The organism is Ectothiorhodospiraceae bacterium BW-2 (assembly GCA_008375315.1).
In the GTDB taxonomy this organism is placed as follows: Bacteria; Pseudomonadota; Gammaproteobacteria; order Thiohalomonadales; family Thiohalomonadaceae; genus BW-2.
Genome location: CP032507.1, coordinates 1,641,729 through 1,666,763 on the forward strand (window position 1 = coordinate 1,641,729; position 25,035 = coordinate 1,666,763).

General features: G+C 56.5%; 23 protein-coding genes. 1 reads left to right on the forward strand and 22 read right to left on the reverse strand.

Annotation, left to right across the window (positions count from 1 at the left end; translation table 11 throughout):
- On the reverse strand, positions 1-2,724 hold the full coding sequence (gene secA, locus D5085_07875; GenBank protein ID QEP43039.1) for a preprotein translocase subunit SecA: 2,724 nt from the start codon (positions 2,722-2,724) through the stop codon (positions 1-3).
- A 49-nt stretch (positions 2,725-2,773) separates the two neighbouring features.
- Positions 2,774-3,700, reverse strand: coding sequence for a M23 family metallopeptidase (locus tag D5085_07880; protein ID QEP43040.1), 927 nt, complete (start codon positions 3,698-3,700; stop codon positions 2,774-2,776).
- A 57-nt stretch (positions 3,701-3,757) separates the two neighbouring features.
- Here D5085_07880 and D5085_07885 point away from each other — a divergent pair, with 57 nt between their 5' ends.
- A complete protein-coding gene (locus D5085_07885) occupies positions 3,758-4,210 on the forward strand; it encodes a DUF721 domain-containing protein (protein QEP43041.1) in 453 nt (150 codons plus the stop codon).
- Positions 4,211-4,212: 2 nt separating this feature from the next.
- On the opposite strand, the gene D5085_07890 is transcribed toward D5085_07885, so the two are convergent.
- The 20 genes from D5085_07890 to D5085_07985 all read right to left on the reverse strand — a co-directional run bounded on the left by D5085_07890 (position 4,213) and on the right by D5085_07985 (position 25,006).
- Positions 4,213-5,133 carry a UDP-3-O-acyl-N-acetylglucosamine deacetylase gene (locus D5085_07890; protein QEP43042.1) on the reverse strand — a complete coding sequence of 307 codons (921 nt, stop codon included), beginning with the start codon at positions 5,131-5,133 and terminating at the stop codon, positions 4,213-4,215.
- 157 nt (positions 5,134-5,290) lie between these two features.
- On the reverse strand, positions 5,291-6,412 hold the full coding sequence (gene ftsZ, locus D5085_07895; protein ID QEP43043.1) for a cell division protein FtsZ: 1,122 nt from the start codon (positions 6,410-6,412) through the stop codon (positions 5,291-5,293).
- Between the two features lie 59 nt (positions 6,413-6,471).
- On the reverse strand, positions 6,472-7,710 hold the full coding sequence (gene ftsA / locus D5085_07900; protein QEP43044.1) for a cell division protein FtsA: 1,239 nt from the start codon (positions 7,708-7,710) through the stop codon (positions 6,472-6,474).
- Positions 7,703-8,464 carry an FtsQ-type POTRA domain-containing protein gene (locus D5085_07905; GenBank protein QEP43045.1) on the reverse strand — a complete coding sequence of 254 codons (762 nt, stop codon included), beginning with the start codon at positions 8,462-8,464 and terminating at the stop codon, positions 7,703-7,705. Before D5085_07905 ends, ftsA begins: the two co-directional genes overlap by 8 nt.
- The gene (locus D5085_07910; GenBank protein ID QEP43046.1) at positions 8,457-9,401 is read right to left on the reverse strand and encodes a D-alanine--D-alanine ligase; all 945 of its coding nucleotides are present in this window, start codon (positions 9,399-9,401) and stop codon (positions 8,457-8,459) included. Before D5085_07910 ends, D5085_07905 begins: the two co-directional genes overlap by 8 nt.
- Positions 9,401-10,324, reverse strand: a complete 924-nt coding sequence (murB, locus tag D5085_07915) for a UDP-N-acetylmuramate dehydrogenase (GenBank protein ID QEP43047.1) — start codon at positions 10,322-10,324, stop codon at positions 9,401-9,403. The genes D5085_07910 and murB overlap by 1 nt, the downstream gene beginning before the upstream one ends.
- A complete protein-coding gene (locus D5085_07920) occupies positions 10,321-11,745 on the reverse strand; it encodes a UDP-N-acetylmuramate--L-alanine ligase (protein QEP43048.1) in 1,425 nt (474 codons plus the stop codon). Before D5085_07920 ends, murB begins: the two co-directional genes overlap by 4 nt.
- Positions 11,742-12,818 (reverse strand): undecaprenyldiphospho-muramoylpentapeptide beta-N-acetylglucosaminyltransferase, encoded by a 1,077-nt coding sequence (gene murG / locus D5085_07925; GenBank protein ID QEP45096.1) that lies wholly within the window; start codon positions 12,816-12,818, stop codon positions 11,742-11,744. Before murG ends, D5085_07920 begins: the two co-directional genes overlap by 4 nt.
- Positions 12,819-12,829: 11 nt before the next feature.
- Positions 12,830-13,972: a putative lipid II flippase FtsW gene (gene ftsW / locus D5085_07930; protein ID QEP43049.1), complete on the reverse strand. Its 1,143-nt coding sequence runs from the start codon at positions 13,970-13,972 to the stop codon at positions 12,830-12,832.
- The gene (gene murD, locus D5085_07935; protein QEP43050.1) at positions 13,972-15,354 is read right to left on the reverse strand and encodes a UDP-N-acetylmuramoyl-L-alanine--D-glutamate ligase; all 1,383 of its coding nucleotides are present in this window, start codon (positions 15,352-15,354) and stop codon (positions 13,972-13,974) included. The genes ftsW and murD overlap by 1 nt, the downstream gene beginning before the upstream one ends.
- Entirely contained in the window at positions 15,354-16,436 is a 1,083-nt protein-coding gene (locus tag D5085_07940; GenBank protein ID QEP43051.1) for a phospho-N-acetylmuramoyl-pentapeptide-transferase, read from the reverse strand. The genes murD and D5085_07940 overlap by 1 nt, the downstream gene beginning before the upstream one ends.
- Before the next feature lie 3 nt (positions 16,437-16,439).
- Positions 16,440-17,771 carry a UDP-N-acetylmuramoyl-tripeptide--D-alanyl-D-alanine ligase gene (locus D5085_07945; GenBank protein ID QEP45097.1) on the reverse strand — a complete coding sequence of 444 codons (1,332 nt, stop codon included), beginning with the start codon at positions 17,769-17,771 and terminating at the stop codon, positions 16,440-16,442.
- A gap of 41 nt (positions 17,772-17,812) precedes the next feature.
- Positions 17,813-19,327, reverse strand: a complete 1,515-nt coding sequence (locus tag D5085_07950) for a UDP-N-acetylmuramoyl-L-alanyl-D-glutamate--2,6-diaminopimelate ligase (GenBank protein ID QEP43052.1) — start codon at positions 19,325-19,327, stop codon at positions 17,813-17,815.
- Positions 19,324-21,048, reverse strand: a complete 1,725-nt coding sequence (locus D5085_07955) for a penicillin-binding protein 2 (GenBank protein ID QEP43053.1) — start codon at positions 21,046-21,048, stop codon at positions 19,324-19,326. Before D5085_07955 ends, D5085_07950 begins: the two co-directional genes overlap by 4 nt.
- Positions 21,045-21,305, reverse strand: coding sequence for a cell division protein FtsL (ftsL, locus tag D5085_07960; GenBank protein QEP43054.1), 261 nt, complete (start codon positions 21,303-21,305; stop codon positions 21,045-21,047). The genes D5085_07955 and ftsL overlap by 4 nt, the downstream gene beginning before the upstream one ends.
- Entirely contained in the window at positions 21,305-22,240 is a 936-nt protein-coding gene (gene rsmH, locus D5085_07965; protein QEP43055.1) for a 16S rRNA (cytosine(1402)-N(4))-methyltransferase RsmH, read from the reverse strand. Before rsmH ends, ftsL begins: the two co-directional genes overlap by 1 nt.
- Entirely contained in the window at positions 22,237-22,695 is a 459-nt protein-coding gene (gene mraZ / locus D5085_07970) for a transcriptional regulator MraZ (protein ID QEP45098.1), read from the reverse strand. Before mraZ ends, rsmH begins: the two co-directional genes overlap by 4 nt.
- 140 nt (positions 22,696-22,835) lie before the next feature.
- A complete protein-coding gene (locus D5085_07975) occupies positions 22,836-23,735 on the reverse strand; it encodes a fructosamine kinase family protein (protein QEP43056.1) in 900 nt (299 codons plus the stop codon).
- Between the two features lie 3 nt (positions 23,736-23,738).
- The gene (locus tag D5085_07980) at positions 23,739-24,221 is read right to left on the reverse strand and encodes a hypothetical protein (GenBank protein QEP43057.1); all 483 of its coding nucleotides are present in this window, start codon (positions 24,219-24,221) and stop codon (positions 23,739-23,741) included.
- Positions 24,222-24,232: 11 nt separating this feature from the next.
- Positions 24,233-25,006 carry a TIGR00730 family Rossman fold protein gene (locus D5085_07985; GenBank protein QEP43058.1) on the reverse strand — a complete coding sequence of 258 codons (774 nt, stop codon included), beginning with the start codon at positions 25,004-25,006 and terminating at the stop codon, positions 24,233-24,235.
- Positions 25,007-25,035: the final 29 nt, after the last annotated feature.

Sequence of the window (25,035 nt, forward strand, 5' to 3'; positions counted from 1 at the left end):
TTAATTCAATTTACCGTGACACTGCTTGTATTTTTTACCCGAACCGCAGGGGCAGGGCTCATTGCGCCCGACTTTGCGCTCTTCACGCACAAACGGTTTGTGCTCCTCTGCTGTGCTAGCCTCCTCGGTCGCAGCCGTGAGGGCGGAGCTCTGCTGGTGCTGAAACTCCAGCTCTACCTGCTGCCGCCGCTGCTCTTCGATCGCTTTGACCTCCTCTTCAGTACGCACCTGCAGGCGGGAGAGGGTTCCGATCACATCACGCTTAATCCGATCTAGTAGCTGAGTAAAGAGCTCAAACGATTCGCGTTTATACTCCTGTTTAGGATTCTTCTGTGCGTAGCCGCGCAGATGGATCCCTTGGCGCAGATAGTCCATCGCTGCAAGATGCTCTTTCCATAAACCATCGAGCACCTGTAGCATCACCGCCTTCTCAAAATTTCGCGCTACTTCGGTGCCGGCGAGCGCCTCTTTACGCTGATACTCCTCCTCTAGCGCCGCCAAAATTCTCTGTCGCAGCCCCTGCTCGTGCAGCTCATCATCACTATCGAGCCACCCCTGAAGATCGACTTTAAGTGCCAACTCCTCCTCTAGCCGTGCGCTCAAGCCGGGCACATCCCACTGCTCCTCAATGCTTTGCGGCGGAATATACTCCGAAACTAGCTCGGCCACGACATCGGCCCGAATCGCCCGCACCATCGGTGAGATATCGGTTTGGGACATAATTTCGTTACGCTGCTGGTAGATCACTTTACGCTGATCGTTGGCGACATCGTCAAATTCAAGCAGATTTTTACGAATATCGAAGTTATGCCCCTCAACTTTGCGCTGGGCGTTCTCAATCGCTCGACTCACCCAAGGGTGCTCTATCGCCTCCCCCCTCTCCATACCTAGCTTTTGCATAAATGAGGCCATCTTCTCTGAGGCGAAGATACGCATTAAACTATCCTGTAACGAGAGGTAGAAGCGGCTGGAACCGGGATCTCCCTGTCGGCCGGAGCGCCCTCTGAGCTGGTTATCGATACGGCGCGACTCATGGCGTTCGGTACCGATAATATGGAGACCGCCGCTATCGAGCACCTGCTGGTGGCGTCGCTGCCAGGCCTGCTTTATCTCCTCTACCTGCGCCGGATCAGGGCTCTCACCTAGCGGTGCTAATTCGGCATCGAGCGAGCCGCCGAGCACAATATCGGTGCCGCGACCGGCCATATTAGTCGCAATCGTCACCGCACCTGGGCTTCCCGCTTGGGCGATAATCTCCGCCTCACGCTGGTGCTGCTTGGCATTGAGTACCTCGTGCGCAATCTTCTTATCCTGCAGCAGTTTGGCTAGATACTCTGAGGTCTCGATAGAGGCGGTGCCGACTAGCACCGGTTGTCCCCGTTGACGGCAATCTTCGATATCAGCCACAATCGCCTCATACTTCTCCTCGGCGGTTAGATAGATGAGATCGCCCATATCGTTACGAAGCATCGGCCGGTGGGTCGGAATCACCACCACCTCTAGCTTATAGATCTGCTGAAACTCATACGCTTCGGTATCAGCTGTTCCTGTCATACCGGAGAGTTTGTTATAGAGCCGAAAGTAGTTTTGGAAGGTAATGGAGGCTAGAGTCTGATTTTCGTGCTGAATCTGTACCCTCTCTTTCGCCTCTATCGCCTGATGCAGTCCATCAGACCAGCGCCGCCCCGGCATGGTACGGCCGGTAAACTCATCGACAATAATCACTTGGCCGTTACTGACAATATAATCGACATTGCGCTGAAACAGTACATGAGCTCGAAGGGCGGCATTGAGGTGGTGCATTAGGCCGACATTGACTGTATCGTAGAGGCTGTCGTTCTCACCGAGCAGACCGTGCGCCATTAGCAGCTCTTCGACACGCTGGTGGCCCGCCTCGGTAAGATAGATCTGCTTCTGCTTCTCCTCGACGCTGTAGTCGCCGGGGGGCTCCTCTTCACTCTCTTTATCGTAATCGGGCTGGCGCTGTAGCTCTGGAATAAGCTCATTAATTTTACTGTAGAGCTCGGAGCTATTCTCCGCCGGCCCCGAGATAATCAGTGGAGTACGCGCCTCATCGATTAAAATCGAGTCAACCTCATCGACAATGGCGAAGTTAAGCTCCCGCTGCACCCTCTCTTCAGCCGAGAAGGCCATGTTATCGCGCAGATAGTCGAAACCGAACTCGTTATTGGTGCCATAAACGATATCGCAATGGTAGGCCTCGCGTCGGCTCTGGTGAGTTAGCCCCGAGACAATAACCCCTGTGGTTAACCCTAAAAAGCGGTAGAGACGCCCCATCCAAGCGGCATCACGCTGCGCTAGATAGTCGTTCACGGTAATCACATGAACCCCTTTTCCCTCTAGCGCATTGAGATAGACCGCCAAGGTGGCCATGAGGGTCTTACCCTCACCGGTCTTCATTTCAGCAATTTTGCCCTGGTGCAGCACCATCGCTCCGATAAGCTGAACATCGAAGTGGCGCATTCCGAGCACCCGCCCACTCGCCTCTTTGACCACAGCAAAGGCCTCCGGCAGTAGCTCATCTAGTGTGGTGCCCTGCTGTAGCCTCGTTTTAAATTCAGCGCTCTTGTGCCTTAGCTGTTCATCACTAAGCGCGGCCATCTGCCCATCAAAGGCATGAATCTGTTCAACCCGCTGGCGCAGCTTTTTGACGATGCGATCATTGCGACTGCCAAAAATTTTGCTTAAAAATTTTGAAACCATAGTAACTACTTTATGAAAGTTGGTGAAATAGGAATAGTGTTGGGTCTTATCAGTTTGCCGCAGTCATAAATTGAAGCGGATTTTGTGATCGCCCCCCCTTCACCACCTCGAAATGGAGGTGCGGTCCAGTTGAGCGGCCTGTCGAGCCGACGGTCGCAATCGTCTCGCCTCTATTGACCACATCACCGGTTTTTACCCGATTGTCACGGTTGTGGCCGTAGCGGGTCACATAGCCATTCCCATGGGCAATTTCGACCAAATAACCATACCCCGACCGCTCTCCCGCCCAAGTGACGACGCCGGAGGCGACCGCCATAATCTCGCTCCCCTCCTCAGCCGCCAGATCGATACCGTGGTGAAAATCGGGCTTACCCGTAAACGGATCGGTACGGTAGCCATAGCGGGAGGAGAGATATCCCCCTTTGAGCGGACGACCTGAGGGGAGGGTGAGTTCGCTCACCTGCTGCTGCTGTAGCGTTAGCTGTAGCATCTCCAGTTTACGACCCCGATCCTCCAGTAACCACTCCAGCTTTGCCATCTGCCCTAGCAGATCAGAGAGCGGTAGCTCCCTCTGTGTCAGTAGATCGGTATGCGGCCCTCCGATCGCGGGGGGGGTGGTAAAGTCAAATTCGTCACGATTAAGCGCCGCGATATCGACTAACTGGTATCCCATCGCATCGAGGCGGCCAATTTGCGCTTGTAGCCTCCCTAAACGCAGCGCTACAACCTCCAGCCGTTGTTGGGCCTCCTCCCTCAAATGGGTTACCAACTGCCGCTGCTCGTTCAGGCTCTGCTGTAGTTCGGCGATAATCGTCGGCTCAACGCCAACCACCTGTGGCTGCGCTAGCCCTTGGGCCAACATTAGGCCAAAAGTGAACGGTAGCGCCAATAGCAGCAGGGTTAAAACTCCCCACGCTACGGGTGACAGAGCGAGCGAACGGGTTCCGATGCTCCTAGAGACGATTATAATATTCACACTCTCAATCCAAACTCTATTATTATCTCGGGCTCTTACTCTCAGCCGGTGCTAACAATGAACCCTCCTAAATACCTATCCCACTGGTTATGTCCCTCAAATCGCGCTTTGGGCGCGATTACCCACTATGCGACCCATCTGGCCAAATTCGAGCAGCAGTTGCGTCAACAGCTCCCGGTGGCACTCGCCCAGTCGTCGCAGTGGCAGTTGGCTAATCTGCATAACGATACTCTAGTCGTTACGGTGGAAAATGGCAGCTTTGCGACCCGCCTACGGCTACAGCAGCCGCTGTTTATTGCCGCCGCGGCCAAACTACAGCCACAGCTAAGCCAGCTGCTGATTCGTATCGTCCACGCCGCACCATCGCCACAGCGCTCTGCCGATACCACTCGCCAACTCTCTGAGCGCAGCGTCGAGACTTTAACCGAGTTTGCAGCCCAACTCGATAAGGAGAGTCCGCTGAGGGCGATTCTAACCCGAATAGCGGCCCAAACTCCACGCCAAAATTGAATTTAGAGGGGGGCTAACGCCGGCAGTAGCGAGGCGAGGGGGGGGGCAAGCGGCTGCTGTTCACCAAAACTGACCTCTTCCCACGCACTCTGATCGGCCATTAAGGCGTGTAGCAGCCGATTATTCATCGCATGGCCCGACTTATAGCCCCGAAACGCGCCTAAAATCGGCCGGCCAAGCAGATAGAGATCGCCGATTGCATCGAGAATTTTATGTTTCACAAACTCATTGGCATAGCGCAACCCATCTTCGTTCATCACCCGATACTCATCCAGTACAATGGCGTTATCCAGACTACCGCCCCGAGCCAAATTATTGCTACGAAGCTGCTCGATTTGGCTCATAAAACCGAAGGTTCTAGCGCGACTCAATTCACGCACGAAGGAGCTATTGCTAAAATCGATCTCGGCACAGTTAGCGCTACGATCAATCGCAGGGTGGTTAAAGTCGATCTCCATGGCGACACGAAACCCCTCATAGGGCTCTAGCTCGACCCACTTATCCCCCTCTTCAATCCGAATCGATTTGTTGATGCGTACAAACCGTTTCGCCGCCTGCTGCTCAACGAGTCCGGCAGACTGCAATAAAAAGACGAACGGACTGGCGCTACCATCCATAATCGGCACCTCGGCGGCACTGAGTTCAACCACCGCATTATCGACCCCTAGCCCTGCCATCGCGGCTAATAGGTGCTCTACTGTCGATATTTTAGCGCCACCTTGGGCAAGGGTAGAGGAGAGGATCGTCTCCCCCACCTGCGCATAGTGGGCTGGAATCTCGACAATCGGATCAAGATCGACCCGACGAAAGAGGATGCCACTATCGACCGGCGCCGGTCTTAAGGTCAGATAGACCTTCTCTCCGGTATGGAGGCCTACGCCGGTGGCGCGAATGCTGTTTTTAAGGGTACGCTGTTTAATCATAACGGTTAATTTCCGGCTTAAAGTGAAAGATAGAGTTAACAATAGTATCACAGCTAGTTAGTCACTCAAACTGTGAACAGCATCATAAATCACAAAATCAATCATTTAAAGCACTATTTTAATAAATTACCTTAAAAACAGGGTAGCGAACCGACATCTAATCGGCCTGACGACGCAAAAATGCCGGAATATCAAGCACATCTAAATTGGCATTATCGGGCTGGCCATTGCGAATCACCGTTGGTCGATCTAGGCCGCCATAATCGACATGGCCATCGGTACCGGTTCTCACCGCAGCTAAACGGGGCGCTTCGCTCTTACCCTCATTTAAGCCGGTTGCCACGACTGTCACCCGAATCTCTTCACTCAGCTCAGAATCGATCGCGGTACCGACCACTACCGTTGCTGTCTCAGAGGCAAAATTGTGCACAATATCCCCCACCTCATTAAATTCGCCAATGGAGATATCTTTACTAGCGGTAATATTGACCAAAATACCGCGTGCGCCCTTTAGGTTAATATCCTCCAGTAGAGGGCTATTAATCGCCTTTTCAGCCGCCATTCGGGCACGATCGGCCCCATTCGCCGAACCGCTGCCCATCATCGCAATCCCCATCTCCGACATCACGGTGCGCACATCGGCGAAGTCAACATTAATCAGCCCCGGACGGGTAATCAGCTCAGCTATCCCCTGTACCGCGCCGAGCAGTACATCGTTAGCCTCACCAAACGCCTCTAGCAGGCTGATATCCTTGCCCAGCACGCTCATTAGCTTCTCGTTAGGGATGGTAATGAGTGAATCGACATACTGTTTTAACTCATCGATCCCTTGGTTGGCGATCTCCATCCGCCGCTTCCCCTCAAACGAGAAGGGCCGAGTCACCACCGCAACGGTCAAAATGCCCATCTCTTTAGCGACCTGTGCCATGACGGGGGCCGCCCCTGTTCCCGTGCCGCCCCCCATGCCGGCGGTAATGAAGACCATATCAGACCCCTCCATCACCTCGGCAATACGATCTTTATCCTCGTTGGCCGACTGCCGTCCAATCTCTGGATTAGCCCCAGCCCCTAGCCCTTTGGTAATACTGCTACCGAGCTGAATTAAGGTTTTACTGGTCGATCGCTCCAGCGCCTGGGCATCGGTATTAGCGCAGATAAACTCTACCCCATCAATAGAGCGATCTAGCATGTGCTCTACCGCGTTACCGCCGCCGCCACCAACACCGATGACCTTAATGACCGCACCCTGTTTGTGAGTATCGATTAGTGTAAATGCCATTTTGACTGTCCCCTCTTAAATGAAATGACTAAAAAACTCAATTTCGCATCTAAAAGATGCTAAAAATTTCCCTGAAACCAGTTTTTCATCTTCTGAAAAACTATCGGTAAACCACCGCCATCACCTAGCTCAGCTAACGCGACACTGCGATTATTAACGCCGAACTGTAATAGACCGACACCGGTCGCGTGGATAGGGTTGCTCACCTCATGTACCAGTCCAGAGACCCCGCGGGGTAGCCCTAAACGAACCGGCATGTGAAAAATCTCCTCGGCTAGTTCAACCACACCAGCCATCTTCGAAGCCCCTCCGGTCAAGACGATCCCAGCGGCGCATAGCTCCTCAAAGCCGCTACGACGCAGCTCCGCCTGTATCAGGGTAAACAGCTCCTCATAACGGGGCTGCACTACCTCAGCTAGCGTCTGCCGTGCCATCTGTCTCGGTGGGCGATCACCCACTCCGGGCACTTCGATTAACTCTCTAGGATCGGCCAGATGGGTTAAGGCGCAGGCAAACCGCTTTTTAATGTCTTCGGCATACTGAGTCGGTGTTCTTAAAGCGACGGCAATATCACTAGTGACCTGATCTCCGGCTATCGGAATCACCGCCGTATGCCGAATCGCCCCTTCGGTAAAGACGGCAATATCGGTCGTGCCACCGCCGATATCGACTAAGCAGATCCCCAGCTCCTTCTCATCTTCACTCAACACTGCATAGCTTGAGGCTAACTGCTCTAGGATAATGTCATCAACCTCCAGCTCACAGCGCCGAATACATTTAATAATATTCTGCGCCGCACTCACCGAGCCTATCACCAGATGGACTCTCGCCTCTAGCCGCACCCCCGACATCCCAACAGGCTCCCGTATCCCCTCCTGCTGATCGATGACAAACTCTTGCGGTAACACATGTAGAATTTTCTGATCCGCCGGAATCGCAACCGCCTTAGCCGCATCGATCACCCGTTCGACATCGGCGGCGGTCACCTCTTTATCGCGAATCGCCACAATACCGTGGGAGTTAAGGCTCTTTATGTGGCTCCCGGCAATGCCGGCAAAGACCGCATGGACTTGACAACCGGCCATCAGCTCCGCCTCTTCAACCGCACGCTGAATCGACTGTACCGTCGCCTCAATATTGACCACCACCCCCTTCTTTAACCCTTTAGAGGGGCGTGAACCGATACCGATAATCTCTATCTCCTCCTCGCTATCGCCCACTTCGCCGACGATACAGACCACTTTTGAGGTGCCGATATCCAGACCGACAACCAGACTCTTTTCTGCTCTTTTAGACACCTAGTTCCTGTCCTCTGTATAAATGATTCATCCGCCAACGAATTGCCAACCCATTGGTATAGCGTAAATCGATCCAATCGATTCGCTCCAACCACGCCTCAATGCCGGCAGGGTAGATACGCAATAACCGCTCCACTCGCTGCACCTGATCACTGCGCCCCACTTTTAATAGCAGCCCCGAGGCCAGCTCTAGCTCTAACGAACGACGCTCATCAAGATCAAAGCGGACTAGCGCCATCGCTGAACGCTCAGCGAGCTGCTGTAGCTGCAAAAAGAGTCCGGCACTCTGCTCCCTAGCCCCTGTCGGAGCATAGATCTCCGGCAGCGCTAACTGCTCTAGCTGCTCTGGCGGCGGGTAGAACAGTTCGCCACGACGATTGATCACCGCTTTGCGGTTCCAAAGTGCTAAAGGCTGCTGCTCCTCTAGGCTGATTAGTAGGCTCTGGGGCCAGAGCCGTCTGACCCTCACCCGATCTAACCAGACTAACTGTTGTAACGACTGCTCTAACTCCTCTATATCGAGATGGAGAAATCCAGCCGCCAACTGCGGTACGATACGCTGCTCTAGCTGCTGTGGCATAACATAGTGCAGCTCCCCTTCGACCGAGACTGAGGTCACCGGCCAGCTCAAGACAAAGTAGAGCTGGCGCAGCCAGTAGCCGATACCAAACAGCAGTAGGGCGAGAAGCAGTAGGCTCACCCATCGCCCACCCGGCAGGAGGATCGGCGGCTCGACTCGCTCACCGCTATCCATGATCGCCCCCTGTTGCTGTTGCGGTTAAAATGTTGACCAGTAGCTGGTCAAAATCGATCCCAGCGGCTGCGGCCGCCTTGGGTACTAGGGAGTGTTCGGTCATCCCCGGCACACTATTCACCTCCAGCAGCCAGCTCTGCCCTCGACTATCGACCATAAGATCAACCCGTCCCCACCCTTGACACCCTAAGGCGTGATAGGCCCTAAGCGCTAGCTGCTGCAACGCCTGCTCTGTCACCGCCTCTAAACCACAAGGGATCAGATAGCGGGTATCGCCGCTGAGATATTTGGCGCTGTAGTCATAAAAGATATGTCCGGTTTCGAGCTTAATGACCGGCAGAGCGCTATCGGCGACAATGGCGATGGTATATTCGTCGCCCGTTATCCACTGTTCAGCGATCACCAAGGTATCAAATCGGCTCGCCTGCTGCCACGCCGCATAGAGCTGTTCGATGCAATTGACCCGACTCATACCAAGGCTCGACCCCTCCCGCGCCGGCTTCACCATCACCTCGCCACCGAGCTGCTGTAGTAGCTCGGCACGGCAGTTATCCTCAGTTAGCGCTACCGCTGGGGGTGTCGGTAGCCCCGCCCCACGCCACAGCAGCTTACTGCGCCACTTATCCATCGCCACCGCCGAGGCAAGCACGCCGCTACCGGTGTAGGGGAGGTGCAGCAGCTCCAAGAGCCCCTGTACCGACCCATCTTCGCCACCACGACCATGTAGCGCGATAAAGGCGTGCTCATACTGCCCCTGCTGTAGCGCGGCGATCCACTCGCCACTGGTATCGATGCCGGTGACATTAAACCCCTGTCGCGCCAAGCTAGCGAGCACCGCAGCGCCGCTCCTCAATGACACCTCTCGCTCCGCCGACTCGCCCCCATAGAGAACGACGATCCGCTGCTCTCTCATCTTATCGCTCATCCTACCTCTCATCAGGCCACCTCCCGCTGTGGGGCGGCGCGAGGGTCGCCAATCACCCTCACCTCCGGCTCTAACAGGAGACCAAACTGCTGCGCCACCCGCTGCTGCACCTCCCCTATTAGGGTCTCAATCTCGGTCGCTGTTGCCCCGCCAAGGTTGATAATAAAATTGGCGTGCTGTGGCGAGACCATTGCCCCCCCCATTCGTAGCCCCTTTAGGCCAGCGGCCTCAATTAATCTGGCCGCATACTCTCCCTCCGGGTTACGAAACACCGAGCCTGCGTTCGGCCAGCGGGTCGGCTGCGTCGCGCCACGGCGCTGCCATAGCGCCTTAATCTCCTGTTTTAGTTGCTCTTTGTCAGATTGAACACCCTGCATTAGCGCGGCGATAAACCACTCATCGGCTACCTTAGGGAGAACGCGCCGATAGCCGATATCAAACTCGGCCACACCGCGCTCAATCGACTCCCCGCGGCGATTCATCATCACGACCTGTCGAACTAGACTCCAAGTCTCGCTACCAAAACAGCCGGCATTCATCGCCAGCGCGCCACCGACCGTGCCGGGAATTGAGCCCATAAAGCTCAACCCCCCTAAGCCGCGATGGGCGGCAAAGCGAGCCAGTTTGGCTAGCGGTACCCCCGCTTCAACCATCACCTGCTCACCACGGCACTGCTCTAGCCGATCTACCCCTCCCTGTAGCGCGATCACGGTGCCATTAAAGCCCCCATCTCGTACCAGCAGATTACTCCCTAAACCGAGCCACAATAGCGGCTCATCCGCAGGCAGAGCGGCTAAAAAGGTGGCTAAATCGTCGCGATCAGCCGGCCGATACCAGCGGCGAGCCGCGCCACCGACACGCCAACTAGTATAGTCACAGAGCGGCACCTGATAGCGAAGCTCACCGCGTAGTCGATCACCCGCTGCCAAGCTCATCGCGTTAACGCCTGCGCTAGCTGTTGTGGCAGGGTAGCTGCGGTCGCGCCAATGCTGCCCGCCCCTAAGGTCAGCACCAGATCGCCCCCGCTCACAACCCCAGCTAACAGCGTCGGCAGATGGTCGGGGGAGTCAACAAAGATTGGTTCTAGCCGCCCCCGCACCCGAATCGCTCGGCAGAGATCGCGGCTATCGGCCCCCACTAGCGGCGCTTCGCCAGCGGCGTAAATCTCTAACAGCAGTAGCTGATCGGCCTGCTCCAGCACAGAGCAGAAATCTTCGAACAGATCACGGGTACGGCTATAGCGGTGGGGCTGAAACGCCACCACCAGACGCCGCTCAGGCCACGCCTGCCGAGCAGCTTTTAGGGTCGCCGCCACTTCGCTCGGGTGGTGGCCGTAGTCGTCGATAAACAGAATCGATCCGGTAGCCAACTGTAGCTCGCCTGTGGTCTGAAAGCGGCGCCCAATACCATCAAAACTGGCCAGCGCCTGCTGAATAGTGCCTATCTCAATCCCTAGCTGTAGCGCGACCGCAATCGCGGCTAGCCCATTTTGAACATTATGCTCCCCCGGCAGCGGCAGCTCGATCGCGCATAGCTCCCCCTGCTCTGAGTGGTTCACTTTAAAGCGGCTGACACAGCGCTGCTGCTCGATCTCGGTGGCAAAAAAGTCGGCATCAGCACGATTAACCCCATAGGTAACTACCCGCCGAGGCAGTTCGGGAATAAGTTCGGCCACCACCGGATCATCGAGACAGAGCACCGCGAGCCCGTAGAAGGGGAGGTGGTGCAGGAACTCAATAAAGGTCTGCCTGAGGCGGTTAAAGTCACCGCCGTAGGTTGACATGTGATCCGCCTCAATGTTGGTCACCACTGCGGTCATCGGCTGTAGATAGAGAAATGAGGCGTCACTCTCATCGGCCTCGGCCACTAGGTAGTGTCCCGCCCCCAGTTTCGCGTTCGTTCCGGCTCGATTCAGTCGGCCACCAATCACATAGGTCGGATCGAGCCCCGCCTCGGCCAAAATGGAGGCGATGAGGCTGGTGGTCGTCGTCTTACCGTGGGTACCGGCAACGGCGATTCCGTGCCGAAATCGCATTAACTCTGCCAACATCTCCGCTCGCGGTACCACCGGCAACCGCTCTGCTCTAGCTGCCCGCACCTCCGGATTATCGTCCCCAACCGCCGAGGAGATGACCACCACATCGCACCCGCGAATATTATCGCCATGGTGGTCAAAGTAGAGCGTCGCCCCGAGCTGCTGCAGGCGGCTAGTGGTCACCGATGCTTTTAGATCAGAGCCAGAGATCCGATAGCCTAAATTCAGCAGCACCTCAGCAATACCACTCATTCCCGCTCCGCCGATACCGACCATATAGATATGGCGAATATGGCCCATCTGTACCGCTTCTGCCCTCATCGCCGTCGCTCCATTAACGCCAGACAGGCGCTCGCTACCCGCTCGGTAGCATCACTCGGAAAACGGCGGGCAGCTCGCGCCCCCATCGCCTCTAAACGGCGTCGCCCCTGATCGGGATCGGTGCTATAACGGGCAATATGGGCTGCCAGCCCCTCAACGCTCAAATCGGCCTCAACCATGACCTCCGCCGCCTCCGCTTCCACTAGGTAGCGGGCATTAGCTAGCTGATGGTTATCGACCGCATAGGGGTAGGGGATAAAGAGCGCCGCTCGACCCGCCTGCGCTACCTCGCTCACCGTCAACGCCCCGGCACGGCAGATCACCCAATCGGCCCAGCGATAGGCTGCCGCCATATCCTCAATAAAGGGCTCAACTCGCGCCTCGACACCGGCGCTAGCGTAGGCGGCCAAACTCTGCTCATATTTCGAAGTACCACTCTGGTGCCACACGGTAGGCCGTGCCTGTGGTGTCAAGAAGCCTAGCGCCTCGGGCAGGGTACGGTTTAGCGCCGCCGCGCCCAGACTCCCCCCTAAGACCAAGACTCTAAGCGCCTCACCTAGGCGTGGTGCCCTCTCATCATCCGGCTGTGAGGTCACCAAACTTGCCCGTAACGGATTACCGCTCACCTCGACCCGCTTACCGCGAATCGATCCGGGAAAGGCGACCATCATTCGCTGCGCTAGTGGGGCTAACAGCCGATTGGTTAAGCCGGCAATCGCATTCTGCTCATGCAGCAGAAGGGGGGTTGCCGTCAATCGCGCCGCAAGCCCCCCCGGAGCGGTCACGAACCCCCCCATGCCGACCACTAGATCGGGCCGAAAATGGCGCACCACCCGTACCGCTTGCCATGCAGCTCGAACGACTCGCCATGGTGCGAGTAACCACCCCTTCACCCCCTTGCCGCGCAGGGCACGAATCGAAACGGTATGGAGTCGATAACCGTAGCGCGGCACTAGCTGCTCCTCCATTCCACCGCAGGCACCGAGCCACTCAACCTCGACCTCTCGCTGCTTTAGATGGTCGGCCAGCGCCAGCGCCGGAAATAGATGTCCGCCGGTTCCCCCCGCCACCATCAGGAGCCGCTTCACGATCTTCGCTCCGCTTGCGCCGTCTCAGTCACGACCCGCATCACCAGCGCCAAGGCGATAAAGATCATCAATAGATTAGAGCCGCCATAGCTCAGTAGCGGCAGCGAGAGCCCTTTAGTCGGCAACAGCCCCATATTGACCCCCATATTGATAATCGTCTGTAGCGCTAGCCAGATAGCGATGCCGTAACAGAGATAGCCGCCAAAGATCAGTCGCTGCGACATCGCCCGCTGACCGATAATAAATAGCCGCGCAATGAGCCAACCAAAGAGCAGTAGCAGCAGCGCCGCCCCCAACACCCCTAACTCCTCCGCCACAACGGCATAGACAAAATCGGTATGCGCCTCGGGTAGATAGAACAGCTTCTGCACACTGCTACCGAGACCGGCACCGATCCAGTCGCCACGACCAAACGCAATGAGCGCCTGAGTCAACTGATAGCCGCTGCCATACTGATCACTCCACGGATCGAGATAGGATTGTAATCGCTCCAGACGGTAGGGGGAGGTGAATGCCAATAGCGCCAAGCCGGCCATAGCAACCAATCCCGCTGAAGCGAAGATCCATATCCTAACCCCAGCGAGAAACAGCATGCCCATCGCAGTGGCCAAAATGACCACTACCGAGCCAAAATCGGGCTCCAAAATCAGCAGCAGTGCCGCCACCATCACCAACAGCATCGGCCGTAGGAAGGCGCTAAACTGCTCTCTTAGCGGCTGTTGACGACGGACGATATAGCCCGACAGGTAGAGAATTAGCGCCAGTTTGGCAAACTCTGAGACCTGAAAGTTAATCAGCCCCAAATTGAGCCAACGGGTGCTGCCATTGACTGTCCTGCCTAGCCCGGGGATAAAGACCGCCAGCAGTAGCACGATCGCGACCAGAAATAGCAGCGGCGAGAGCGTCTCCAATACCTGTAGCGGAATACGCCACACCGCCAGCGCCAACCCCAAACTAATCAGTAAATAGATCGCTTGGCGCTGCATAAAGTAGCCGCTATCGCCGGCCAGCCTCTCGCCAATCCCCACTGAAGCCGAGGCGACCATCAACACCCCAAATAGCGACAGCCCGATCCCTAAGAGCAAAAGCTGGCGGTCGATTGCATCGACTGCCATCTGCTGTAACAGTTTAAGCGCCATCAAGCGGCCCTTTGCAGCATCTTAACCGCTGCGGTAAAGGCTTCGCCTCGGGCGATATAGTGGCTAAACATATCGAAGCTCGCACACGCCGGCGAGAGTAGTACCGCATCGCCGGGGGAGGCTAATCGCGCCGCCTCAGCAACCGCCTCAGCCATTGAGGCGACCCTCACCACCGGCACTACCCCCTCAACCGCCGCCGCAATCGCCGGACTATCGATCCCCAGTAGCACAACCGCTCGGGTCGATCGCGCCACCGCCTGTCGCAGCGGTGAAAAGTCGGCCCCCTTGCCGACCCCTCCGGCAATCAAGACCACCGGCTGTTCAAATCCCGCCAGCGCCGCCACTGTCGCCCCCACATTAGTCCCTTTTGAGTCGTTAAACCAGCTCACCCCATTGAGAGAGGCCACCCATTGGCAGCGGTGCGGCAGGCCGCTAAATCGAGCCGCTGCCGCTCTCGCCGCCGCTCTGTCGAGCCCTAACGCCTCAATGACACTCCAAGCCGCCAACAGATTGACTCGATTATGGCCACCAGAGAGCTTCAGCTCTGCTAGCGGCATCAGCCGCTCGCTCTTTGTGACGATCCAGAGCTGCTCATCGGCCCCCCTCGCTACCCCTAACTGCTGTGGCCCTGAGGGCGGCTGTAGGGAGTAGCGCCACTCTCGTGCCGCCTTAGGTAGCCACGGTTCGGCCAGCGCCGCCACCGTCGGCTCATCGCTCTGCCAGACGATCTGTCTGGCGTGGTGAAAGATGCGCTGCTTAAGCTGGCCGTAGCGCTCTAGACTGCCGTGGCGATCGAGATGATCGGCGGTTAAATTGAGCAGTAGCGCCACCTCTAGCGCCAGCGACTCGGTCAACTCTAGCTGAAAGCTCGACAGCTCCAGCAGATAGAGCTCCTTCCCCTTATCGAGCAGATCGAGCGCTGGGGTGCCTAAATTGCCGCCGACAGCGACCTTCACCCCAGTGGCCGCAATCATCTCGCCTAATAGAGCGGTTACCGTGCTTTTGCCATTAGAGCCGGTAATCGCCACCACCGGTGCTTTGACAGCACGGGCAAACAGTTCGATATCTCCCACCACCTCAATACCGTGGCGACGCGCCTGCTGTAGTAGCGACATATCGGCCGCCACCCCTGGCGAAACCGCAATGGCCCGAGCCGCCATAAAATCGGTCGTGACAAAGCGGCCAAAGCGGTAGCCGGCACAACGCACTAGCAGTTCGGCCGACCCACTCTCCAGCGGCGGCTCTAGCCGGCTATCCACCCAGACTACGCGCTCTTTTTGAGACAAAAGGTGGCGCACCATTGAGGCCCCACTCAGACCCGCCCCGACGACCAGCCAATAGCCGCGCCGCTGCTGTTTAAGACGATCTACCTGCTCAACCATTAGCGTATCTTTAAGGTGGCCAGTCCCACCAGTACCAAAATTAACGAAATAATCCAAAAACGGACGACCACTTGGGTCTCCTTCCACCCCTTGAGCTCAAAGTGGTGGTGAATCGGTGCCATCTGAAAAATGCGCCGCCGAGTCAACTTATAAGAACCGACCTGAAGAATCACCGACACCGTCTCCATCACAAAGATCCCCCCCATAATCACCAGCACCAGCTCTTGACGCACAATCACGGCAATGGAGCCGAGCGCCGCCCCCAGCCCAAGCGCCCCGACATCGCCCATAAAGACCTGAGCCGGATGGGTGTTAAACCATAAAAAGCCGAGGCCAGCACCGACCAAGGAGCCACAGATCACAATGAGCTCCCCCGCACCCGCGACATAGGGGACAGATAGATAGTCGGCGTAGTGGATATGGCCGGCGACATAGGCAAAAATCCCCAACCCCCCCGCGACCATCACAGTCGGCATAATCGCCAGACCATCGAGCCCATCGGTTAAGTTAACCGCATTGCTACTACCGACAATCACCAAATAGGTTAGAACGATATAGCCGATGCCGAGCGGAATGACGATCTCTTTAAATAGCGGCACAATGAGCGCCGTATGGGCAGGGTCACTCGCCAGTAGATAGAGCACCACCGCCGCTCCCCCCCCGACTAAGCTCTGCCAAAGATACTTCTGCGCCGCACTGAGGCCGTTAGAGTGGCGACGCCGTAGCTTGAGCGCATCATCCAGCGCCCCAATCGCCCCAAAAGCGAGGGTCACCAGTAGCACCACCCAGACATAAGGGTTACTTAGATCACTCCACAGCAGCACGGAACAGGCGATAGAGAAGAGAATCAGCAGCCCCCCCATCGTCGGGGTTCCCTGCTTTTGCAGGTGGCTCTCGGGGCCATCCTCCCGCACAAACTGCCCCACCTGATAGTGGTTCAGGCGGCGAATAAAGTAGGGGCCAGCCATTAGGGAGATAAACAGGGCCGTTAACACCCCCAAAATCGCCCGAAAGGTGAGATAGTTAAACAGGTTAAAGGCGCTGTAAAACTGGCTTAAATAGTCGGCAAGTAGCAGTAACATAGGCTACCCCCCCTCCTGCTGGCGCAGTGCGGCTACGACCCGATCCATCGCCGCCGAGCGCGACCCCTTCACCAGCAGCGTCGTCTGGCGGTTCAATAGCTGCTGCAGCCTCTCAATGAGGCCACTCTGCCTCTCAAACGGCTCCCCCCCCTCACCAAAGGCCGCGACCGCTGCTGCTGAGAGCGGCCCACACCCGAATAGGCGCTCAATGCCGGCCTCCCGCGCCTGTTCACCGATGAGGGTATGGTAGTACTCAGCCTCCGTTCCCAATTCGCCCATGTCACCCACCACCAAAATTCGCTCGCCACTGTAGGTTGAGAGCACCTCAATCGCAGCGGCCATCGATGCCGGATTGGCGTTATAGCTATCGTCAATGAGTCGGGCACCGTTGTAGGCCGGCATCGAGACTAGCCGCCCCTGTTCGGGTTGAAACTGCGCTAACCCCCGCTGCATTAGCTCACTATCACGCAGACCGAACGGCCATACAGCCGCAACCGCCGCGAGCAGATTGCGCACATTGTGCTCCCCTAGTAGCGGCAGAGTCAGGGTAAAGCGCTCGCCGTGGAGAGCTATCTCGACCCGACTGCCAAGCGGCTCTGGCTGCCATGTAGCGCTAACATCAGCACGGTGATCCAACCCGAAGCTGACCACACTCACCCCCGCCATCGCCTCTAACTGCCGCCGCCACTGCGGTGTAAAGGGGGAGTCGGCCGGAATAACCGCCACCCCGTCAGGCTTTAGGGCGTTAAATATCTCCCCCTTCGCATCGGCCACCCCCTGTAGCGACCCAAACCCGGCTAAGTGGGCCGCGGCAACATTGGTCAATACCGCTACATCGGGCTGCACTAGCTGGGTTAAATAGCCAATTTCACCGCCATGGTTCGCTCCCATCTCAACGACCGCAAACTGGTGCTCTGGCCCAAGTCGTAGCAGCGTCTGCGGCACGCCGATATCGTTATTTAGATTGCCGCAGGTCGCTAGCGTCGGGGCGAAGGGCTCTAACAGCGCCGCGCAGAGGTTTTTAACGCTAGTTTTACCGTTAGAGCCGGTCAGGCCGATCACTTTAGGCGAGAGGGTTAAGCGCCAACGACGCCCAATCTCCCCTAGCGCTAGGCGGCTATCTTCTACCACTAGCTGCGGTAGCGGTAGCTGCGGTTTAGCACTTTCGACCACCATTGCCGCGGCTCCACGGGCTAGCGCTTCAGCCATAAAGTCGTGGCCATTAAAGCGCTCACCACAGAGGGCTAGATAGAGCGCCCCCTCCTGCAGCGTGCGGCTATCACTACTCAAACCGGTAATATCGACTTCAGCGTAGTGAATCTGCTGTCGCAGCATCGGCTGTAACCAGCGAATCAGCTCGGTTAGAGTCGTGTGCATCATGCCGCCTGCTCCTGCTGCTGCTGTAAATAGCACATCACCCACTGCTGATCACTGAAAGGGAGTGTTTGAGTACCGACTATCTGCCCCTGCTCATGCCCTTTCCCGGCAATCACCACACACTCCCCCGGTGCTGCCTCTCTCAGTGCATACTCAATCGCTTCGGCTCGATCAACGATCGATACCGCTCGCTCTGGTGCGGCCATGCCGGCAATAATGTCGTCGATAATCGCTTGCGGGGACTCGCTGCGCGGGTTATCGGAGGTGACAATCACAGATTCACTGGCCGACTCAGCCACTCGCCCCATCTGCGGCCGCTTGCCACGATCACGATCCCCCCCACAGCCAAACACCAGCCAAATCCGACCAAACTGGTGCTGTTTGAGTGCCTGTAGCAGCGACTGTAGCCCATCGGGGGTATGGGCAAAGTCGATCACCACCTCCACCCCCGTCGGCGTCGTTAAGCGTTCGACTCTGCCGGCGGGCAAATGGGCCGCTTGTAGCCGTCGGGGGAGGCTCTCCCAAGAGAGACCTGCTAGCCGTAACGCGGCCACGACAGCCAACAGGTTCTCACCGTTATGCTCGCCTAATAGTGGTAGTCGCCACTGCCCCTCTCCCCAAGGGGTAGCCACTTTTAGCGTCATACCGCTACGATCGGCGGCGACGATCTCTCCTGTTATCGCCGCGAGCGGATCAGGGCGCTCGCCCTGTCGCAGTAGCTGATAGCCGTAGCCTGTGACCGAGCGGGGGAGCTGTGCTATGAGCTGCCGTCCAAAGGGGTCGGCAATATTGATGATCGCCTGTTGTAGCGACTCAAACTGAAACAGCTTCGCTTTCGCCGCCCCATAACGGGCTAGGGTGCCGTGATAGTCGAGGTGATCGCGACTTAAATTGGTAAAGATAGCAGTCGTAAAGGGGACTGCGGCCACTCGATCTTGATCTAGTGCGTGGGAGGAGACCTCCATCATCGCATAGGAGAGCGCCTCGCTGCGCCACTGTGCTAACTGCCGCTGTACCGATACCGCATCGGGGGTGGTCATGCCGTTATAGCTTAACCGCTGTGGCCGCCCCGCGCCGAGAGTCCCCATTAAGCCACACTCCCGTTCGCCACACCCCTCTAAGGCGGTGGCGTAGAGGTGGGCAACGCTGCTCTTACCGTTTGTGCCGGTGACGGCGGTTAGATGGAGAGTACGGCCTGGGTGGTGAAAAAAGCGGGCGGCTATCTGGCTGATCTGTTGCGCTAGATCGGCGATAGCGAGCATGGGAATCGCTCCGTCGTAGGTACGACAGAGTTCAACTGGAGCCGATGTCGGCTCATAGAGTAGCGCAGCCGCTCCTCGCTCTATCACCTGGGGCAGATAGTGTAACCCGTGACCACGATGGCCATTTAGGGCGATAAATAGCTCCCCTCGTCGCAGTTGGCGACTATCGATCGCTACGCCGTGAACTAGCACCCCACCTATCTTAGTACCGGTGAGTTGTGGCAGCAGTTGCTGCAGCGCTACCGCACTCATGGCGCTAGCTCCGGTGGCTTTAGTCCGGTCAGTTGTAGCGAGCTGTCGGCCTCTACATCGTCCGGAGGGATATTGAGCAGCCGTAGCGCTCCGCCCATCACTTTAGCAAAGACCGGTGCGGCAACCACCCCGCCGTAGTAGTCTCCCGAATCGGGCTGATCGATTACGGTTATCATCACCAATTTTGGATCGTTAGCCGGTGCCATACCGGCAAAGAGTGCCAGATAGTTCTCTTCGTTATACCCCTCGGTATCGAGTTTACGCACGGTGCCGGTCTTACCGGCGATCTGATAGCCCTCAATACGGGCAAGGCGAGCGGTTCCCCCCTCATCGGTCACATGCGACATCATTGTCACCACACTGCGGGCAACCGCTGCCGAGACTACCCGCCGCGAGGGCATGGTCTCATCGGCTAAAAAGGTCACCTGCGACAATCTCCCCTCAGCCGCTAGGGCACCATAGGCGCGAGTTAGCTGCATCAGCGTGGTCGATAGCCCATAGCCGTAGCTGATCGTCGCCTGACGAATCGATTGCCACTGGTAGTGGGGCGGTAGATTGCCACTCTGCTCGCCCGGAAAACGGCTACCGCTTGACCATCCAAACCCAAACCCATCAAATAGCCGCCACATCTGCTCTCGATCTAGCGTCATGGCGATTTTACTCGCCCCGACATTGCTCGATTTTTTAATGACCGTCGCCAGATCGATGACCCCGTAGTTACGGGCATCACGAATGGTAAAGTTGGCTAGCCGCAGATAACCCGGTGCCGTATCGACCGTCGAGCTACTGCTAAACAGGCCACTCTCTAGGGCGGCGGCCACAGTGAACGGCTTCATAGTCGAACCGGGCTCAAAGATATCGGTCACCGCTCGGTTGCGCAGCGCATCAGCGGTTAACTGACTACGATTATTGGGGTTATAGGCTGGCTGATTGACCATCGCTAGCACTTCACCGCTATCGCTGTCATAGACAATCGCCATCCCCCCCTTCGCCTCATGTAGCTGTACGGCGGCCTTAAGCTCCCGATAGGCGAGGTATTGAATACGGCGATCAAGCGTTAGGCGAATATCCTCTCCCGCTTCGACCTCTTCTAGGCTTTCGACATTCTCAATGGTGCGCCCGAGTCTATCGCGAATCACCCGTTTTAGGCCCGATTTTCCCTGCAAGCGCTCATTGAGCAGTAGCTCTAGCCCCTCCTGTCCCCGATCATCGATATCGGTAAAGCCGACCACATGGGAGGCGATCTCAGCCATCGGATAGTAGCGGTGGTATTCGCGCTGGGTATAGAGCCCCTCTATCCCTAGCTCGACAATTCGAGCCGCTATCGCTGGCGATAGATGGCGTTTTAGATAGACAAAGGTTTTATCGCTGCGTCTGGCGATCAGATCGGTTAGCCGCTGTCGGTCAATCTCTAAAAGGGCCGCTAGCGCGGGGTAGTGGCGCTGATCCTGCGGCTGCAGCTGCTGCGGGTTGACCCAAATCGACTCTACCGGGGTACTGACCGCCACGACTTCGCCGTTGCGATCGGTAATCGTACCGCGATTGGCGGCAATTTCGACATCACGCAGAAAACGGGCATGGCCCTGCTCTTTTAAAAAGTCACTCTTAGCCGTATTAAGGTTGACCAGCCGCCACAGTAGCACGATAGCCGCTAGCAGCAGCAGAGCCTGTAGAAAGCGCAGCCGCAGGGTGAGATGAACCTCAACTTTAGAGCGTTTCATCGGGTTACCTTAATGACCGCATACTCCTGCGGCACGACCATTTTCAGCTCGTTACGGGCGATATGATCGATACGGCTATGGCCGCTATAGGTGCTCTGCTCTAACTGCATTTTGCCCCATTCGATATGCATATCATCCCGCTGCTGCTGTAGCTGCTCTAGGCGCACAAACGCTTGGCGCGTCTCATTTTTTACCTGTACCACCGCCAGCGAGGTGACAAACAGCAGGGCAACTAACAGCGTATTCAACATGATCATCAGGCCACTAGCCTCTGTGCAACGCGCATTATCGCACTACGACTGCGCGGATTGGCCGCTATCTCATCGGCCTGAGGGCGCACCGCCTTGCCGATAATCTTCAGTTTAGGTTTAAGGGCGCTGACAGGTATCGGCAGATCGGGGGGGTAGTCGTCACCACGGGCCGCTTGACGCATAAAGCGCTTAACTAGACGATCTTCGAGCGAGTGGAAACTGATCATCACCACTCTAGCCCCCTCGGCTAGTAGTGCTAGCAGTTGTGATAAGAGCTGCTCTAACTGCTCTAGCTCACCGTTGATATAGATGCGAATCGCCTGAAATGAGCGAGTTGCAGGGTGTCTATCTCGCTCCCAACGGGGGTGGGCTGCGGCGATAATTTTCGCCAGCAAGGTGGTGGTCTCAATCGGCCCCTCGCTCTCCCTGTAGCTGACAATCGCGCGGGCGATACGGTTCGCATAGCGCTCCTCGCCATACTCTTTTAATACCTTTGCAATATCACTCCAAGTGGCGATAGCCAGCCACGCAGCAGCACTCTCGCCACGACTAGGATCCATACGCATATCGAGTGGGGCTTCACCACGCCAGCTAAAGCCGCGATCTATCTCATCTAGCTGAGGAGAGGAGACCCCCAAATCGACCAAAATGCCATTCACCGCCCCCACGCGACGGCGCGTTAACTCCTCGCCTAGGCGGGAGAAGGGGGCGTGAATGATGGTAAAGCGGTTATCGCCACCGAAGTGGTGCTCGGCGTAGCGACACGCCTGCTGATCTTGATCCAGTGCCAGCAGCCGCCCCTCAGCCCCTAACTGCTCTAAAATCGCTCGACTATGGCCACCACGACCAAAAGTCGCATCGACATAGCAGCCATCGGCGCGAATCTGTAGCGCCCCGACCGCTTGAGACAACAGCACACTCTGATGCAGTGGCTGGCTCATATCCCCAGCTCCTGTAGCTCCAGCGGGATTTCGGCGTACCCTAACTGAATCGTCTGCTGCCAGGTCTGACAACGCTCATCCCACATAGCGCTATCCCACAGCTCAAATTTTCGTCCCTGACCGATAAGCACGAGCTCCTTCTCCAAGAGCGCATGGCTGCGCAGCTTTTTCGGCAGCAATACCCGACCGTGGCTGTCCATTGCGACATCGGTCGCATTACCCAGCACGAGTCGTTTAATCATCGCACTACGACTATCCATAGTGGAGAGCCGATCCAGCTTCTGCTGAATAGGCTCCCACTCACTCAATGGATAGATAGCCAGACAACGCTCTACAACATCAACCGTAATAATTAAATTCCCCTCACAACAAGTCAGTAATAGGTCACGCCAGCGGGTAGGAATGGCAAGTCGCCCCTTGCCATCGAGATTTAACTCCGATACTCCTCGAAACAGCGCCAACCCACTATGCCCCACAAAAACCCACTTTTTTGCACTATAGAGGGAGAGCCGATGAGCGTCAAGAGAGCGAGGTAATTATTGTGATAAAGTGTGCATAAGGTGTGGAAAATAGCCCCCCGCCACGGCTAAATAGGTCAGCGGAGGGGAGAGACGAGCGCTAATAGTCGCTGCATGGTGGCGTAGGCCTGCTGGCCATAGCCGCCACCAAACATATTAAAGTGGTTTAATAGGTGGTAGAGGTGGTAGAGCGATTTACGGTAGCGATAGCCGCTATCGAGCGGAAAGTTGGCGTGGTAGGCGCTGTAGAAGGGGCTCGGTTGGGCACCAAACAGCTCGCTCATCGCTAGATCAGTTTCGTGATCGCCATAGTAGGTGGCCGGATCGAAGATAACCGGCTCTCCCTCCCGAGTAAAACCGATATTGCCCGACCAGAGATCGCCGTGTAGCAGCGAGGGGCGGACTCGATAGCCGTTAAAAAAAGTGGCTAACTGCTGCTTTAGCCTCTCACCCGCCACCAGCGCCGCTTGCGGCAGACCATGTTGGCCTGCTAGCTTGAGCTGATGACCTAGTCGCTGCTGACGGTAAAAGTTGATCCAGTCGCTATCGGGGTTATTTAGCTGCGGGGTTTCGCCAATGGTATTATCGCGAAACCAGCCATAGTCTTGTTGAGTCGCGGTCGCTAGGTGCATCGCCGCTAGCTGTTCGCCGAGCAGGGCCGGATCCCCCCTACCTCCAAGCGATAGCGCTTCGAGTACTAAAAAGGCCTGAGCGCCCGCCTCGCCATAGCAGAGCGGACGCGGTACCCGAACTGTTTTTGTCGCCGCGATCGCCTCTAATCCTGCCGCTTCAGCGATAAACATCTCAAGCCGGTGCGCCAAATTCAACTTAACAAACCAGCACTCCCCTCGCGCCCCCTCCAGCCGGTAGGCCGAGTTAATATCTCCCCCGGCGACACTCTGCTGCCGTTGCAAGGTGAACGACTCACCCGCGGCCGCTCTTATCGCCGCCTCAATCTCGGCCCATAGGGGAGGCATCGGTTACTCATTCCAAGTAGAGAAGGAGAAGCTGAGCAGAGTCGAGGGGTCACCCGCCGCTAACTCTACGACGGCAAGCCAATCCATCCGTTCACTGCTGCAAAGGGGTAACATAATCTGCCCACTTAGCCCCCCCTCTGGCTGTCGCTGTAGCCGAAATCGAGTCTGACCCATCTCCATATTGATACCGGTCAGGGTCACAATCGCACTCTCGCGCTCGGTGGGTATCGCGCTGCCGTTTAGAGTTAACTGTAGCGGTTTAAGTACTTGCAGCGGTTTGGGATTGAGATCGATAGCCACGCCCCCCTCCCCCTTCATAGCGGCATAGCAGACGGAGCCGGTCTCGAAGTGGCAGGCGACGATCTCGGTTGAGAGTAGAGGGGCTGGGGCTAAGGGGGAATGCGTCAAGAGTAACCCCCCTCCTGCCAGTGTCACTAGCAGTAACAGCACTATAGTTAGCCATTTATGCCAACGCTTTACTTTCACTGTCAGCTCACCTAAATCTCGATGCCATGAGGACGACAGATCTTCTCCAGACACTGTAACCACTCCTCTTTCACTTCGCTGCCATATCGTTCACGCAGCTTCTCTAGGTTACCCTTATGGATCAGCTCTGCCTTTTGACGCCGATGGTTAATCATGACCGCAACGATATGGTTAATATCGTCAGTGACTTCAATTAGATCAACATCTTGGGGTGAGATCACTTCGCGCTCAACTAATGTCGTTCTTATCCATTCGACCAACCCTCCCCAAAAGGCGCTATCGTAGAGGATAATCGGCATACGGTAGATTTTGGCTGTCTGCACTAGGGTGAGTGACTCAAAAAACTCATCCAAAGTGCCAAAACCACCCGGCATGATGACATAACCGGTGGAGTATTTGACAAACATCACCTTACGGGCAAAAAAGTAGCGAAAGTTGAGCGAAATGTCTTGATAGGGGTTAGGCATCTGCTCAAATGGTAGTTCGATGTTGAGGCCGATGGAGTAACCGCTCCCCTTTTGGGCACCACGATTAGCCGCCTCCATAATGCCAGGCCCGCCCCCTGAGATCACTGAAAAGTTCTCTTGGCTTAATAGGTAGCCTAACTCCTCCGCCGCTCGATAAGTTGGCTCTTCATCTGCCGTTCGAGCAGAGCCGAAGATAGAGATGGCATATTTAATACCGTTAAGTTTATCAAACCCCTCAGTGAACTCACTTAAAATGCGAAATAGCCGCCACGACTCATCGCTCTGTAGATCTTCAATGGTAGGTCTCTTTTTAGGCAAGGACTGTCTCCTTTATCGCGCCCGCGCCT

What these genes read in the sequence shown, in the direction of transcription:
- ftsW (QEP43049.1), bottom strand. Translation starts at nt 13,972, where the DNA reads ATGGCGCTTAAACTGTTACAGCAGATGGCAGTCGATGCAATCGACCGC.
- murB (QEP43047.1), bottom strand. Translation starts at nt 10,324, where the DNA reads ATGAGCTTGGCAGCGGGTGATCGACTACGCGGTGAGCTTCGCTATCAG.
- murG (QEP45096.1), bottom strand. Translation starts at nt 12,818, where the DNA reads ATGGTGGCGGGGGGAACCGGCGGACATCTATTTCCGGCGCTGGCGCTG.
- rsmH (QEP43055.1), bottom strand. Translation starts at nt 22,240, where the DNA reads ATGAGCCAGCCACTGCATCAGAGTGTGCTGTTGTCTCAAGCGGTCGGG.
- ftsZ (QEP43043.1), bottom strand. Translation starts at nt 6,412, where the DNA reads ATGGCATTTACACTAATCGATACTCACAAACAGGGTGCGGTCATTAAG.
- D5085_07950 (QEP43052.1), bottom strand. Translation starts at nt 19,327, where the DNA reads ATGAGTGCGGTAGCGCTGCAGCAACTGCTGCCACAACTCACCGGTACT.
- D5085_07955 (QEP43053.1), bottom strand. Translation starts at nt 21,048, where the DNA reads ATGAAACGCTCTAAAGTTGAGGTTCATCTCACCCTGCGGCTGCGCTTT.
- D5085_07975 (QEP43056.1), bottom strand. Translation starts at nt 23,735, where the DNA reads ATGCCTCCCCTATGGGCCGAGATTGAGGCGGCGATAAGAGCGGCCGCG.
- D5085_07905 (QEP43045.1), bottom strand. Translation starts at nt 8,464, where the DNA reads ATGGATAGCGGTGAGCGAGTCGAGCCGCCGATCCTCCTGCCGGGTGGG.
- secA (QEP43039.1), bottom strand. Translation starts at nt 2,724, where the DNA reads ATGGTTTCAAAATTTTTAAGCAAAATTTTTGGCAGTCGCAATGATCGC.
- murD (QEP43050.1), bottom strand. Translation starts at nt 15,354, where the DNA reads ATGGTTGAGCAGGTAGATCGTCTTAAACAGCAGCGGCGCGGCTATTGG.
- ftsL (QEP43054.1), bottom strand. Translation starts at nt 21,305, where the DNA reads ATGATCATGTTGAATACGCTGTTAGTTGCCCTGCTGTTTGTCACCTCG.
- D5085_07940 (QEP43051.1), bottom strand. Translation starts at nt 16,436, where the DNA reads ATGTTACTGCTACTTGCCGACTATTTAAGCCAGTTTTACAGCGCCTTT.
- D5085_07910 (QEP43046.1), bottom strand. Translation starts at nt 9,401, where the DNA reads ATGAGAGGTAGGATGAGCGATAAGATGAGAGAGCAGCGGATCGTCGTT.
- D5085_07945 (QEP45097.1), bottom strand. Translation starts at nt 17,771, where the DNA reads ATGCTGCGACAGCAGATTCACTACGCTGAAGTCGATATTACCGGTTTG.
- D5085_07920 (QEP43048.1), bottom strand. Translation starts at nt 11,745, where the DNA reads ATGAGGGCAGAAGCGGTACAGATGGGCCATATTCGCCATATCTATATG.
- D5085_07890 (QEP43042.1), bottom strand. Translation starts at nt 5,133, where the DNA reads ATGATTAAACAGCGTACCCTTAAAAACAGCATTCGCGCCACCGGCGTA.
- D5085_07885 (QEP43041.1), top strand. Translation starts at nt 3,758, where the DNA reads ATGAACCCTCCTAAATACCTATCCCACTGGTTATGTCCCTCAAATCGC.